Origin of the sequence: Pseudomonas sp. PAMC 26793, assembly GCF_000313235.1 — a bacterium.
In the GTDB taxonomy this organism is placed as follows: Bacteria; Pseudomonadota; Gammaproteobacteria; order Pseudomonadales; family Pseudomonadaceae; genus Aquipseudomonas; species Aquipseudomonas yamanorum.
On sequence record NZ_AMXG01000010.1, the window covers coordinates 90,200 to 104,668 of the forward strand.

Sequence of the window (14,469 nt, forward strand, 5' to 3'; positions counted from 1 at the left end):
ATCGACAAAAAAAGAATCACGCACTCAAGCGCCAAAGGCAGGGTTCTCGATCAGCAGTGCCATGCCCTGCCCACCGCCCACACACGCCGCGGCAATCCCGTAGCGCAGGTTGTGCTGACGCAGTTGTCGGGCCAGGGACATGACCAGGCGCAGGCCAGTGGCAGCCAGTGGATGCCCCAGTGCCAGCGAGCCGCCCTGGACGTTGAGGCGGGTGCTGTCCAGCTCAAGTTCATGGGCCACCGCCAGCACTTGGGCGGCCTGGGCTTCGTTGATCTCGAAGCGGCCGATGTCATCCAGATTCAACCCGCTGCGTTGCAGCAGCAGACGAATCGCCGGCGCCGGGCCGATGCCCATGAACTCGGGGGCCACGCCGACCACTGCGCTGGCCAGCAGCCGAGCCAGGGCCGGACGCGTGCAGGCCGAGGCGCGGCCCACCAACGCCGCCGCCGCGCCATCCACCACGGCACAACTGTTCCCGGCGGTTTGCACCCCGCCGGGATGCACGGCGCGCAAGCGTGTCAGGCTCGCAAGGTCGGTGGGCCGAGGGTGACTGTCCTCGCTGACGGCACAGGCCCGACGTGCCAGGCGGATGCCTCTGGGCTGGTATCCCTCAAGCTCAAACACCTGGTTATCGACCGCCACCACCTCTTCAACCCAAGCGCCGTCACGCTGCGCCTGCAACCCTCGCTGATGGCTGTCACAGGCGTAGCGGTCCACCGCCTCGCGACTCAGGCCATACCGCCGCGCCAGGTTGTCGGCGGTGGCGATCATGTCCAGGCCTGGGGCCGGGTCGTACAGGGCTTCCCACAGAAAATCCTTGAACTGGACCTCACCACCAAGACGAAACCCGCCCCTGTGGGTGTAAGCCGCGATGGGGTTGCGCGACATGGATTCACTGGCCACACACAAGGCCAGCTGCACGCCGTCCCGCAGTTGCCCGGCGGCCTGGCGCAACAGCTCGAAACCGGTGGCGCAGATGCGCTGCACCCCCAGTGCCGGGACCGCTTGCGCCACACCGCTGTACAAGCCGATATGCCGTGGCAGCAAGTAGGCATCGAAGCTGGCCTGGGCCATGGAGCCGGCCAGCACGCTGTCCACTGCCTGCGGTTCAATACCCGCCCGGGCCAGTACTTCACGGCCAACCTTGATCCCCAGGTCGATGGGCGAGACCTGAGACAGTGCCCCACCCAGGTCAACCCAGGGGGTGCGCACGGCCTCGAAAATCACCACATCGGCAAATGCCGAATACTGCCCGTTCAAGGCTTGGGCTCGGCACGCAGCAGCGTGGTGTCTTCGCCGCGATACAACGCCTCGACCTTGGCGGCGCGCCATTGCAGTACCGCCCGCTGGTTGATCGAACCTTTGTCGGTGATTTCCCCACGGTCGATGGACGCCGGCTCGTCGAGCAGGGCAATCCATTCCACGCGGCTGGCATTGCCGGTGGCCCCGCGATTGAGGCGTTGCAACCAGTCGCCGAACCACTGGCGCACCGGCGCGCTGCCCAGCACTTCGGCGTCGCTGGCGTCGGCGTCCAGGCCCGCCAGTCGACGGCATTCGTAGAGCCTGGGGAACACCAGTGCTCCGAGGCACTCGCGGTCGGGCGCGGCAATCACCAGGTCCTGCACATAGGGCGAGCCGTCGAGCACCGCGCGGTTGCGCAACGGACCAACGCTGACAAACACCCCGGAAGAGAGCTTGAAATCCTCGGCAATCCGCCCATCGAACATCAGGCCCAGTTGCGGTTGCTGAGGGTCGGCGAGCTTGATCGCGTCTCCTGAACAGTAGAACCCCTGTTCGTCGAACACCTCGGCGGTTTGCTGGGGTGCCCGCCAGTACCCCGGCATGATGTGCGGCCCGCGAAAGCGCCCTTCGAACTTGCCGTCCACCGGCACCAGGCGCACCTCGCAGCCCGGCGCGGGCAAACCGATATAACCGGCCATGGACAACGGCCCGGTAGTGAAGGTGCAGGACGGCGCGGCTTCGGTCATGCCCAGCCCGGCCATCATGCGGATGCGTTCACCACAGTGCTGTTCGGACACGCGGTCGAGGCGATCCCAGATACTTTGGGAAAGGCCGGCGGCGGCGAAGAAGAACAGTTTCATGCGCGCAAAAAAACGCTCGCGCAACTCGGCGTCCTGTTCCAAGGCGTTGACCAGTTCTTCCCAGCCCTTGGGTACCGTCAGGTAAGCCGTGGGCGAAACCTCCTTGAGGTTGCGCAAGGTCTGGGCAAAACCCTGGACCGTCGGTTTGCCGTCGTCCAGATAAAAGGTGCCGCCGTTGTAGAGCACGATGCCGACGTTGTGGCTGCCGCCAAACGTGTGATTCCACGGCAGCCAGTCCACCAGCACCGGCGGCTCCTCACCGAACACCGGAAATGTCTGCAACAGCATTTGCTGGTTGGCACAGAGCATGCGCTGGGTGGTGACCACGGCCTTGGGCAATTTGGTCGAGCCCGAGGTGAAGAGAAACTTGGCGATGCTGTCGGGACCGGTGGCCTTGAAGGCCTGCTCGGCCTCAGCGCCACCCGGCGTGTGCAGCAGGCTGGCGAAGCTTATTTGGCTGCGCCCGGGCACTTGGCCGCGCACGCAGATCAGCGGGGTTTCGGCCGGTAATACGGCCTCGATCGCACGCTGGTAGGCCGGCGCATCGCTGACGAACACCAGGCCCGGTTGCAGCAGGTCACAGACATGCCGCAGCTTGGCGAAATCCTGGGACAACAACGAGTACGCCGGCGATACCGGGCAATAGGGAATGCCGGCGTACATGGCGCCGAGGGCTACCTGCAAATGCTCGATGTCGTTGCCCGACAGCAAGGCCAGCGGCTTGTCCGCCGACAGCCCGTAACTCAGCAGGCCCTGGGCAATCGCGCGTACGCTGTCGAGCATCTCGCGGTAGCTGACACGGCGCCAATCACCGCCGGCCTGGCGTGCCGCGATAAACGTCTGCTCGGGCCGCACCCGAGCCCAATGCACCAGGCGATCGAGCAAGCGCGCCGGCAACTCGGCCAGGGGTTCCAGGGAGCGCATGTGCAACACGCCCTGTTCTTCAGTGACCGCCACGGGTGCGTGGCCGATGGAGACCTCACGGTATCGCGGTGCGGGCTGGGGTTGCGGTCGGAATTCGGAACTCACAAGGATGTCCTCCAGCAAGGCGGATCACAGCCGCCTTGTTATTGTTATGTCGCGGCGCCTGCTCAGATCGGGTAATGCCGTGGCCCGTTCTGCAAGGTCACCCAGCGCAATTGCGTGAAGTGCTCAATGGACGCCTTGCCACCAAAGCTGCCGTACCCACTGGACTTGACCCCACCAAACGGCATCTGCGCCTCGTCATGCACCGTCGGGCCGTTGATATGGCAAATGCCCGACTCGACCCGCTGCGCCAGGGCCAATGCACGCCCGGTGTCGCGACTGAAGATCGCCGCCGACAGGCCGAACTCGGAGTCGTTGGCCAAGCGCAGCAAGGCTTCATCACCGTCACCACGCAGCAGTACGGCCACCGGGCCGAAGGACTCTTCGCGGTACAAGCGCATCTGTTCGGTGACACCATCGATCAGGGTCGGCTGCAGGATGCTGCCCTCCAGTTGGCCGCCCACCACCAGCCGCGCGCCCTTGGCCAGGGCATCGTCGATCAGGGCCTTGATGCGTGTGCCGGCGCTGGCATCCACCAGGGAGCCCAGCACCGAATCCGCCGCCGCAGGATCACCCGCACGCAAGGTCGCGACCTTGGCCGCCAGCTTGGCGGTGAACGCATCGGCGACCTTGGCATCGACGATCAGGCGTTCGGTGGACATGCAAATCTGGCCCTGGTTGAAATAGGCGCCAAAGGCCGCCGCCGCCACAGCAGCGTCAAGATCGGCATCGTCGAGCACCAGCAACGGCGCCTTGCCACCCAGTTCCAGCAACGCCGGCTTAAGGTGACGCGCCGAGAGCTCGCCGACAATCCGCCCGACATGGGTCGAGCCGGTGAAGTTGACCCGCCGCACCGCCGGGTTGGCGATCAGCCGCTCGACTATCGCGGCGGCATCCGCCGGGGCATTGCTGATGACATTGACCACCCCATCGCCCAGGCCGGCGTCCTGCAACACCTGGCCAATCAGGCGATGCACCGCCGGGCTTAATTCCGAGGCCTTAAGCACCACGGTATTCCCGCAGGCCAGCGGCATGGCGATGGCACGAGTGGCGAGGATCACCGGAGCGTTCCACGGCGCGATGCCCAGCACCACACCGCAAGGTTGACGCAAGGCCATGGCGAAACTGCCGGGAACATCAGAGGGGATCACCTCCCCCGTGATCTGGGTGGTCATCGACGCCGCTTCGCGCAGCATATTGGCCGCCAGGCGCACATTGAAGCCATACCAGTTGGCCATGGCGCCGGTCTCGCCGGCGGCGGCGATGAATTCGCTGCTTCGTGCCTGCAATTGCTCGGCAGCGTTCAGCAAGCGAGTGCGGCGTTCGTTAGGCGCCAGCGCCGCCCAGGCGGGGAACGCGGCCTGGGCGGCGGCGACGGCGGCGTCGGCATCTTCCAGGGTCGCAGCGGCCACCCGCGAGACCCCTTCACCGGTCACCGGGTTGCGACGTTCGAAGGTTCGACCGTCACGGGCGGGGCACGACTGGCCGCCGATCAACAGGGGCACGTCCAGCATGGTGATTCCTCTTTATTGTCTTTATCGGGAATACGTTCAAGCAGGGTACAACGGCGCGGCCAGGCGGCCGCGCCCTTCAGCGTTTATACGCCTGCAGGCCAGGCTTGATGCTCTTGTCGTCGAGGAACTGCTTCATGCCCTGCTCGCGACCGCCTTCGGTGTCGAGCAGGCGCGACTGATCGAGCTTGGCGTAGAGGTAATCTTCGTTCTGCTCCCAGGTCAGTTCGCGGCAGCGCTTGAAGCCATGCTTGGCGGCACGCAGCACCACCGGGTTTTTCTCCAGCAGGTTGCGCGCCAGTTCGAGGGTCACTTCGCGCAGTTGGGCCAGGGGCACGCTTTCGTTGACAAGGCCCATTTCAGCGGCTTTCTGCCCGCCAAAGGTCTTGCCCGTCATGATGTAGTACAGCGATTGGCGATGGCCCACGGTGTCGGCCATGGCCTTGCTCACCAGGTTGCCCGGCGGGATGCCCCAGTTGATTTCCGAAAGGCCGAAGGTCGCTTCGTCGGCGCAGATCGCCAGGTCGCACGCCACCAGCGGGCTGAAACCACCGCCGAAGCACCAGCCATTGACCATGGCGATGGTGGGCTTGGCGTACATACGCAGCAGTTTCCATTGCCATTGCGAGGCTTCGCGGCGGATTTTTTCCTGGAGGATTTCCGGGCCGGCATCCACCTCGCGAAAGTATTCCTTGAGGTCCATGCCGGCGGTCCAGGCTTCCCCCGCGCCGGTCAGTACCAGCACGCCGGCGGCAGGGTCCTGCTCCAGGGTTTCCAGGACGTCGATCATTTCCCGGTTCAGGGTCGGGCTCATGGCGTTGCGTTTTTCCGGACGATTGAGAATGACCCAGGCGATGCCTTCTTCGATCTCAACCTTGACTGTGGTCCAACGGCCTTCGTAATTGCTCATGACGGTACGCTCTTGTTCTGGGTGTGAAGATGATTCGAAATTAAACCGCAAATATAGTTATGTCAATTAACTATTAATACTCATAACCAATATTTTTTCGACTTGAAACCCAAGCGATGCAGGCGCTGTAAAAAACCGGCATAGCCATGGCGCGCCAACCCCGGCAAACTGGATAGCCTTCTTAACCGCCACCTTCTGAGGATTGCACTGCCAATGGCCAAGCCTTCCAACATCGCCGCCGCCAGCCAGGCCCTGCCCGACAACGACGAGGTTCGGCCGCCGCTGGATTCAGCCCTGGACGAGCTGATCGGTTACGCCATGCGCCGCGCCCAGCTCAAGCTGTTCCAGAACCTGATCGGTCGGTTGTCGGACCACGACCTGCGCCCTGCGCAGTTTTCGGCCCTGGCGATCATCGAGCAGAACCCCGGGCTGATGCAGGCCGACCTGGCACGCGCCCTGGCCATCGAGCCGCCCCAGGTGGTGCCGTTGCTGAACAAGCTGGAAAGCCGCGCCCTGGCCGTGCGGGTACGCTGCAAGCCGGACAAGCGCTCCTACGGGATCTTCCTCAGCAAGACTGGCGAAACCCTGCTCAAGGAGCTCAAGGAAATCGCCGCACAGAGTGACCTGGACGCCACCGCCGCCCTCGACGGCCAGGAGCGTGAAGAGCTGCTGCGCTTGCTGAAGAAGGTCTATCAGGCCTGATCGGCTTACCAGAGCGCCACGGTGTAGAGCACCAGAAAACGGGTCTGGTTTTCATCGCGAAAGGCCGCGCCGCTCGGGAAGTCATTGCGGTAGATCGACTTGCGCGCCATGAACCCGACGTTCTTCAGCGGACCGCTCTGAATCACATACCCCAGTTCCATCTGGAATTCGCGCTCCTTGCGATCCTCGGCATTCAAAGCCGCCAGTTCGATGTGGTCGCCACGCACATAGCGCAGCCGTGTCTTCAGCCCCGGCACACCCGATGCCGCGAAGTCATAGTCGTAGATGGCTTGCCAGGTGCGCTCCTTGGCGTTGAGAAAGTCCGAACTCATGGTCAGTTCGCTCATGCCCATCAACTCCGTTCCCGAGATATAGGGCGTGGCCGTCTCCCCGCTCGAGTGCATGTAGCCAAGGCTGACCCGATGGCCGCCCAGGCGGTAGCCAAACAAGGCCGAGAGGTTGCGGTTATCCACATTGCCTGCCTTGGCACTGCCGTCCTCGCGGCTGAAAAAACTGCGCAGGTCGCTGGTGAGCACGCCATTGCCCACCGGCAGGTTGTGCAACAGCGCCAGGGTGTCCTGCTGGTAGAGGTCCGCGATCTGCGAGTGATAGGCGCGCAGGCTGAGGTCTTTATTGACCTGGTAATCACCGCCGACGTAAGCCAGGTGCGACGTGGTGGCGGTGGCGTTGAAACGCCGGTTGGGTGAGGCGACGGTCATGGCCTGGTAGTCCGTGGAGTCGCGTTTGTTGATGCGATCGATGTAGCCAGTGTTGAGGGTCAGGCCATCGATGTCCTTGGAGCTCAAGGTGGTGCCGCGAAACGTTTGCGGCAGCAGCCGCGACGGACTGGCAAAGGCAAACGGCAGGAAGATCGACACATCGCCGGCCTTGACCGTGGTTTGGGCGAACCGCAGTTTGGCGGTTGGGGCCAGGCGCGAGTGCTCGTCGGCGGCGCGCTTGTCGCTGGCCGACACCGGCAACAATTCGGTACCGCTGCGGTCCGGCGAAGAGTCGAGCTTGACGCCCATCAGCCCGCGTACATCCAGGCCAAAGCCCACCGGGCCCGGGGTGTAACCCGACTCCAGGTTGAGGATGAACGCCTGGGCCCATTCCCGCGCGGCGGTCTTCGCACCGTCGTCCTTGTAGTCACGGTCCAGGTAGTAATTGCGCAAGGTCAGGGTGCCGTGGCTGTCGTCGATAAAGCCTGCAGCCCACAACGAACCGGGTAGCACGCTCAAGGCCAGCAATGCCATCAGTCGGCGTGGAGTGTTGTTCGACACACAGGAGACGGACGCCGCTGCAGCGGCGTCCTCCATAGGGAGTTCTGGCATGTTCGATGTCCATTTTTTGTTGTTGTTTTTGGGTTGGCACACGCTCGGCCCTGTCAGCCTCGCGAACCAAGAATGGAAACAGCCGACGGTACTCGTCAACTGCATGTGACCGATAATCGAACATTAATAAAACTATCTATTTTTTAGACACACACAATTCCACATCTCAATCGATTGAATTTAATGAATTTATTCTGTTTTTTTGCGGACTTTATTCCTCGATTCATTTTTTAGTTATATTTGTTATCTTAATCCCCAGCAGCCACTCAAGCTCGCCATCACAACAAAAACAACAATGAGGTTTGCCATGGACAGTCCATCGCGTCGTTCGACGCTGACTATTGCGTTGTGCTTTATCGTTGCGCTGATCGAGGGGTTCGATCTGCAAGCCGCCGGCACCGCCGCCGCCGGGTTACGTCAAACGTTCGCCCTGGATCCGAAGATGCTCGGCTGGGGGTTCAGCGTCGGAATCATCGGGCTGCTGCCGGGGGCGTTCTTCGGCGGCTGGGTTGCCGACCGGATCGGGCGTAAGAAAATCCTGGTCAGCGCGGTGCTGCTGTTCGGGCTGTTTTCCCTGAGCACCGCGTTTGTCGACAGCTACTCAAGCCTGTTGCTGGTGCGCTTCCTCACCGGCCTGGGCCTGGGCGCCGCGTTGCCCAACCTGATCGCCCTGTGCGCCGAAGCGGTGACCGAGCGCAACCGTGGCACGGCCATCAGCGTGATGTACTGCGGGGTACCGCTGGGAGGTGCATTGGCCGCGGTGGTGGCGATGTTTTCCAGTGAGCACTGGCAGACCACGTTTATCATCGGCGGCCTGGCGCCCTTGCTCGCCGTGCCGTTGATGATCCTGCTGCTGCCTGAGTCCAGCGCCTTTCGCCAACAGCTCGACAACACGCACGGCGCCCGCCCCTCCACCGGCCAGGCGCTGTTCGGCGAAGGTCGCGCCCGCATCACGCTGGCCTTGTGGCTCAGCTACTTCTTCACCCTGACCGTGATGTACATGCTGCTTAACTGGCTGCCGTCGCTGTTGCTGGAACAGGGTTTCAGCAAACCCCAGGCCGGCATGGTGCAGATGCTCTTCAATATCGGCGGCGCCCTGGGTTCGCTGCTCGGCGGCGTGTTGCTGGACCGTTGCAATGCCCTCAAAGTGGTGCTGTCGGTGTATGCCGGGTTGCTGGCGGCGCTGGCCGGGGTGGGGTTGTCGGTGGGCATCGTGCCCATGGCCATCGCCGGCTTTGCCGCCGGCTTGTTCGTGATGGCTGCGCAGTTGGTGCTGTACGCTTCGGCACCGCCCTCCTACCCAACGTCGGTGCGCGCCACCGGCGTCGGTGCCGCCGTGGCCGTCGGCCGCCTGGGTTCGGTGGCCGGGCCGCTGGCGGCCGGGCAACTGCTCGCCGCCGGCGCCGGCACCGCGGGGGTACTGCTGGCGACGTCCCCCGGGGTGGTGATTGCCGCACTGACCATCATCAGCGTGATGGTACGTACGGCGCCCACTAGAACTTATGCAGCCAATTGAGCACCAGTTTGTTGCCCTCGGTGCGGTTCTGCGCCTGCTGTTCAAAGTAGGCGTTTACCGATAGCACATCTTCCTTGCTGAACCCATAGACCAGGCCTGGGCCAATGGCCCAGACCTTCTCCCGGCGCCCGCTCACGGCGTGTCCATCGACCTGGGTGTCGGTGATCTGCTTCAACCAGTAGCCGTTGACCCCCACGCTCAGTTGCTGGCTCAAGGCATATTGCAGCGTCAGGTTGGCATGCAATGCCTGGCCGGCCTGGGTATTGGAAGCATCCCCAAAGCCTGCCTGCGGATCATCATTCTTGCCATTCCACAGGTACATGAAACGCCCGCTCGCCGACCATTTCGGGCTGAACCAGTACGTCGCCGCGTAATACGGGTTGAATGACCAGAAGTTGCTGCCGGGGTTGATCGAACGATTGCGGTCATAGGCCCCCACCGGGATCGAGACATCAGCCTCGACACGCTGGGTCAACAGCGGGCTGCCATCGGCGCGGTTCAGGGTTGGCAGTTGCAGGAAGGCACCGACCGTCAGGTCACCGAAGCCAGCACGGGAACTCAGCGCCGCATGGTTCAACCCATCGTCGACATTCACATGGGCCAGGGAGGTGTTGATCAGGGTGAACCCGGGCATCGCACCATTGGCCAGGGGTTGGCCGACGTAGATGATCTGCGTGGTGGGCGCCACCACTTCCAGGTCCTGCTTGGGCAACGCCAGCTTGTTGCCGTGGGCATCGTTGAAACGGCTGGCCCGGGAGTACGTCAGGTACTCCTCCAGGTACCAACCCGGGCCGGCCGGGGCCGGTGAGCCGTCGTAGAAACTGGTGGTGCCCAGGTTGAGTCCGGGCAGGTCGTAAGCGTGTGCAATCGGTGACAGTGCGACAAAAGTCGTGGCCGCAACCGTCCGCAAGATAGGCTTGAGCATCTTGTATGTCCTGTATTTTTGTTGTTGTTCAAGACGCCCGGCACGGAAGGGCCGCACCGGGATTTATCGCTGTGGCAGGCCTACACGTAGGTGGCGGCCAACCCGCCATCCACCGGCAGATTGACCCCGTTGACCCAGCGCGCAGCGTCCGAGCAGAGGAAGGCAATCACTGCCGCCACCTCATCGGCCAGGGCTGGACGGGTCATGCGCTGGCTGTCCTCGGCCACCCGCTGCGGCCCGAGCATGCTGACGAAGTCGCCGAGAATCGGGGTAAATACCGGCCCCGGCGCCACGCAGTTGATACGCACCGAATGATCGCGAAACCAGCCCTGGGATTGTTGGAAGCTCCACACGATCAGCGCTTCCTTGAAGTACTGATAACAGCTGGCCTGCTCCACCGGATTGGCCGCCAGCCACTGCTGCCCGGCCTCGAAGCTGTGCGTCGCGGCCAGGGCCTTGTGCAGCTCCAGCCGTTGCGGCCATTGCGCGCCAAGCACCGAGGCAACATTGACGATGCTGCCGCCCGCCGGCATGCGTGGCAGCAACGTTTGAGTCAGGTACCGCAGCCCCAGGTAGTTGACCGTGGCCACCGCTTGCGCGGGCGCCGTACCGGGCACCCCGGCGATGTTGCACAGCCCGTCGACCCGCGATGGTAGGCGCGCCACCAGGGCATCAATGCTGGCAGGGTCACCCAGGTCAGCCTGGAAGAATCCATCCAGGGTCAGTTGCGGTTCATGGCGATCAACCCCGATCACCGTGGCACCCTGGAAACGCGCGAGCCGCGCCAGTTCGGCGCCAATGCCTGAAGCGACGCCGGTGACAATCAGGGTTTTGTTGTGCAGGTTCATGTTCAAGCCCTCTTATTGTTGTATAGCCATGGGTGTATCCAATCGATGAGCCTGGGCTCAGAACGGCCACGGCTCAGAACGGATAGACCGGCGGAGTATTTTTCACCGTGACCCACTGCCACTGGCTGTACTCGTCCCAGTCGGCCGGCCCGCCGACGCTGCCGCCATTGCCGGAGGCACCGCGGCCGCCGAACGGGTTGATGCATTCGTCGGCCACGGTCTGGTCATTGATGTGCAGCAGGCCGCAGTCCAGCCGCTCGCCGATGGCCATGGCACGCCCGACTGACGGCGAGATGATGGCGGCCGAGAGGCCGTACTCCGTGCGGTTGGCCAGTTCGATCGCCTCTTCGTCGGTGGTAAAACTGACCACCGTGGCCACCGGGCCGAACAGCTCTTCCTCAAAGGCGCTCATGCCCGGACGTACGCCACTGAGGACGGTGGGCTGGTAGAACAACCGGTCGTAGTCACCGCCCGCCTCCAGCCGCGCGCCGGCCTGCAGGCTGTCGCTGACGATCTCGTGCACGCGCTGCAATTGCCGTTGGTTGATCAACGGGCCGAGCGCCGCTTCACCCCGGGCGGCATTGCCCACGGTGAGCGCCCGGGCCTTGTCCACCAGCTTGCGGGTGAGGCTCTCGGCAATGGATTCATGCACGAGAATCAGCCCGGTCGCCATGCAGATTTGCCCCTGATGCAGCCAGGCGCCCCAGGCTGCGTTGCTCGCGGCCAGGTCGAGGTCGGCGTCTTCGAGAATGATCAGCGGGTTTTTCCCGCCCAGCTCCAGTGCGACTTTTTTCAGCTGTCGCCCGGCCACTTCAGCGACTTTGCGCCCCGCCGCCGTGGACCCGGTGAACGCAATCATCCGCACATTGGGATCGCGGCACAGCGCCTCCCCCGCTGGCGCCGCGCCGGGCAACACCTGCAGCAGGCCCTTGGGCAAGCCCGCCTCTTCGAACAGCCGGGCGATGAGAAAACCACCGCTGACCGGGGTCTGCGGGTCGGGTTTGAGCACCACGGCATTGCCCGCCGCCAGCGCCGGGGCCACTGACCGCAGTGACAGCACCAGCGGAAAGTTGAACGGTGAAATCACCCCGACCAGGCCATGGGGCTGGCGCCGTGCATAGGACAGTCGGCCGGCTGCACTGGGCAGCACCAACCCATGAGGCTGGGACAACAGCCCCGCCGCCTGGTGCAGCAGCACAATCGCTTCGCGCACTTCGTGTTCGCCCTTGAACAACGCGCCCCCGGTTTCCCGGGCGACGTACAGCGCCAGCTCGGCGAAGGACCGCTGGGCCAGGTCCGCCGCCTTGCGAAACACCTCGGCGCGCTCCCGTGGTCCGAGCGCAGCCCAGGCCGGCTGCGCCAGGGCCGCGCTGCGGCAGGCAATGGCGATGTCGGCCGGGTTGGCCATGGCGCAGCGCATCAGGGGTTCGCCGGTGGCGGGTTCGATCACCGGGATCACGGATCCCGAAGCGGGTATCCAATCGCCGTTGAACAGGCATTCGGACGCGATGGCCCGCTGTAGAAAGGGGGTGATTTCAGACACTGACATTGGCAACTCCCGGTTCTTGTAATTGTCATCGTCTGCACAGGGTGCAAACGCCGCATCAAGCCTTGAGCAAAGGCTGTGCCGCTTGCACCCAATGACGCTGACATAAACCGTCGAAGGCTCTGGGTCGAGGCCTGCCCACGTACCGTTCACACACCTGCGGCGATCGCCTGCAAAAACCCGGGTTCTGCCACTTGTTCAATTGATAAGGTTATGTTTAATAACTATCTGAGCAGTTACTCATATCGATCACTCGCTTTGCAGGGGCATAACAATGACAACTCCCCACAGCGCGCTGCCCGACGACCGGGTGGACACCGTGCCTTACCATCCGCGGGGCGACAGTCGCCAACTCAGTGACAGCAGCTCGCCCACCCCTGCGGAACTGACCGACTGCCTGTTCTTTTCCCCTGAAGACGGGCGCATCTGGCTCAACGATCAACGCATGTTGTTGCTGCACAGTTCGTCGTTCGGCGCCCTGCGCGCCGAGGTCATTGAGCGCCTGGGTCTGGAACAGGCGCGGGGGCTGTTTACCCGCACCGGTTATGCCTCGGGCGCACGGGATGCGCGCTTGATCCGCGAGCGCTGGCCACAGGCCGATGCCGCCGCGGTGTTTCGCGCCGGGACACACCTGCACACCCTGGAAGGCATGACCAAGGTCGAACCGCTGCACTTCAAGTTCGATGCCGACTCGGGGTTCTATGAAGGGGAGTTTCTCTGGCACCACTCGTGTGAAGCCGATGAACATGTGGGGGCCTACGGCATCGGCCAGGACCCGGTGTGCTGGACTGAAACCGGCTACGCCATTGGCTTCGTCAGTGGCCTCTTCGGGCAACTGGTGATTTTCCGCGAAGTGGAATGCCGTGGCATGGGCCATCGCAGTTGCCGCGTCATTGGCAAGACCGCCGAGCAATGGGGTGATGTCGAGCAGGACCTGCGCCACCTGAATGTGTCCCAGGCCGTCCCCCGCCCTGCCGCCCCCACGCTCGCTGGCCCGGTGGGCAGCAGCGGCGGAATCAGCCAGCCACAACCCTTGGTGGGCGCCAGCGCCGCGTTCAACGCGGCGATGCAAGCCCTGCAAAGGGTCGCACTGACGCCCGCGACGGTGCTGATCAGCGGTGAGTCCGGAGTGGGCAAGGAGATGTTTGCGCGCCGGTTGCACCAACTCAGTCGTCGCCAGGACAGCCCGTTTGTGGCGCTCAATTGTGCCGCCATCCCGGATAACCTGGTGGAGGCCGAACTCTTCGGCGTGGAACGCGGCGCCTATACCGGCGCGACGCACTCGCGACCCGGGCGCTTCGAACGGGCCCAGGGCGGCACACTGTTCCTGGATGAAATCACCAGCCTCAGCCTGGCCGGGCAAAGCAAGTTGCTGCGGGCCTTGCAGGAACGGGAAATCGAACGGGTCGGTGGCGTGCGCGGCATCAAGGTAGATGTGCGCGTGGTGGCCGCCACCAATATCGACCTGCGTAAAGCCGTGGCCGACGGTACCTTTCGTGAAGACCTGTTCTACCGCCTGAACGTGTACCCCATCGCCCTGCCCCCCCTGCGCGAACGCCGAGACGACATCCCGCTGCTGATCAATGCGTTCCTGACGCGCTTCTGCCAGGACTACGCCCGAACGCCGGCAGGCCTGACCATGCGCGCCCTCAAGACGTTGCTGCGCTACGATTTCGCGGGCAATGTGCGCGAACTGCAAAACCTGATCGAACGCGGCCTCATCGCCAGCGACGACGGCCAAGCCATTGACCTGGTGCATCTGTTTCGCAACGAACCGATGCCCGCCGAGCCCTACGGCCTGGACGACCAAGGCAGCCTGTCGAATACCGGGCACGCGCCGCGCCCGACACTGCTGAATGCCCTCGACCAGTTGGACCAGGGGCTCTCCATCGAAGGCCTTGAATCGCGCCTGATCACTGAAGCGTTGCAACAAAGCGCCGGCAACCTGGCCGCTGCCGCCAGGCTCGTGGGGCTCAGCCGTGCTCAATTTGCCTACCGTATGAAGAAGTACCAGCGGCAAACCCTTTAAATGGCAATTAGTGCTTTAAAAGC

Annotated in this window: 11 protein-coding genes; 3 read left to right on the forward strand and 8 right to left on the reverse strand. The window is 63.5% G+C overall.

Annotation, left to right across the window (positions count from 1 at the left end; translation table 11 throughout):
- Window positions 1-24 precede the first annotated feature (24 nt).
- From D109_RS0101880 to D109_RS0101895, 4 genes are all read right to left on the reverse strand, one after another.
- Entirely contained in the window at window positions 25-1,260 is a 1,236-nt protein-coding gene (locus D109_RS0101880; RefSeq protein ID WP_017475404.1) for a thiolase family protein, read from the reverse strand.
- Window positions 1,257-3,131 (reverse strand): feruloyl-CoA synthase, encoded by a 1,875-nt coding sequence (locus D109_RS0101885; RefSeq protein ID WP_017475405.1) that lies wholly within the window; start codon window positions 3,129-3,131, stop codon window positions 1,257-1,259. The genes D109_RS0101880 and D109_RS0101885 overlap by 4 nt, the downstream gene beginning before the upstream one ends.
- Before the next feature lie 62 nt (window positions 3,132-3,193).
- On the reverse strand, window positions 3,194-4,642 hold the full coding sequence (locus D109_RS0101890; protein ID WP_017475406.1) for an aldehyde dehydrogenase: 1,449 nt from the start codon (window positions 4,640-4,642) through the stop codon (window positions 3,194-3,196).
- Window positions 4,643-4,718: 76 nt separating this feature from the next.
- Window positions 4,719-5,549, reverse strand: coding sequence for a p-hydroxycinnamoyl CoA hydratase/lyase (locus D109_RS0101895; RefSeq protein WP_017475407.1), 831 nt, complete (start codon window positions 5,547-5,549; stop codon window positions 4,719-4,721).
- 213 nt (window positions 5,550-5,762) lie between these two features.
- Between D109_RS0101895 and D109_RS0101900 the strand changes: the two genes are divergently transcribed.
- Window positions 5,763-6,251, forward strand: a complete 489-nt coding sequence (locus tag D109_RS0101900; RefSeq protein ID WP_017475408.1) for a MarR family winged helix-turn-helix transcriptional regulator — start codon at window positions 5,763-5,765, stop codon at window positions 6,249-6,251.
- A gap of 5 nt (window positions 6,252-6,256) precedes the next feature.
- Here D109_RS0101900 and D109_RS0101905 read toward each other — a convergent pair whose 3' ends face one another.
- A complete protein-coding gene (locus D109_RS0101905) occupies window positions 6,257-7,582 on the reverse strand; it encodes an OprD family porin (protein WP_026077721.1) in 1,326 nt (441 codons plus the stop codon).
- 307 nt (window positions 7,583-7,889) lie between these two features.
- On the opposite strand from D109_RS0101905, the gene mhpT reads away from it, so the two are divergent.
- On the forward strand, window positions 7,890-9,098 hold the full coding sequence (mhpT, locus tag D109_RS0101915; protein ID WP_017475411.1) for a 3-(3-hydroxy-phenyl)propionate transporter MhpT: 1,209 nt from the start codon (window positions 7,890-7,892) through the stop codon (window positions 9,096-9,098).
- Here the strand turns inward: mhpT and D109_RS0101920 are convergent.
- From D109_RS0101920 to D109_RS0101930, 3 genes are all read right to left on the reverse strand, one after another.
- Window positions 9,076-10,023 carry a transporter gene (locus D109_RS0101920; RefSeq protein ID WP_017475412.1) on the reverse strand — a complete coding sequence of 316 codons (948 nt, stop codon included), beginning with the start codon at window positions 10,021-10,023 and terminating at the stop codon, window positions 9,076-9,078. The genes mhpT and D109_RS0101920 overlap by 23 nt on opposite strands.
- Window positions 10,024-10,103: 80 nt before the next feature.
- Window positions 10,104-10,871: a coniferyl-alcohol dehydrogenase gene (locus D109_RS0101925; protein ID WP_017475413.1), complete on the reverse strand. Its 768-nt coding sequence runs from the start codon at window positions 10,869-10,871 to the stop codon at window positions 10,104-10,106.
- A gap of 73 nt (window positions 10,872-10,944) precedes the next feature.
- Window positions 10,945-12,420 (reverse strand): benzaldehyde dehydrogenase, encoded by a 1,476-nt coding sequence (locus tag D109_RS0101930; protein ID WP_017475414.1) that lies wholly within the window; start codon window positions 12,418-12,420, stop codon window positions 10,945-10,947.
- A 271-nt stretch (window positions 12,421-12,691) separates the two neighbouring features.
- Here D109_RS0101930 and D109_RS0101935 point away from each other — a divergent pair, with 271 nt between their 5' ends.
- Window positions 12,692-14,446, forward strand: coding sequence for a sigma-54-dependent Fis family transcriptional regulator (locus D109_RS0101935; protein WP_017475415.1), 1,755 nt, complete (start codon window positions 12,692-12,694; stop codon window positions 14,444-14,446).
- The last annotated feature ends 23 nt before the right edge of the window (window positions 14,447-14,469 follow it).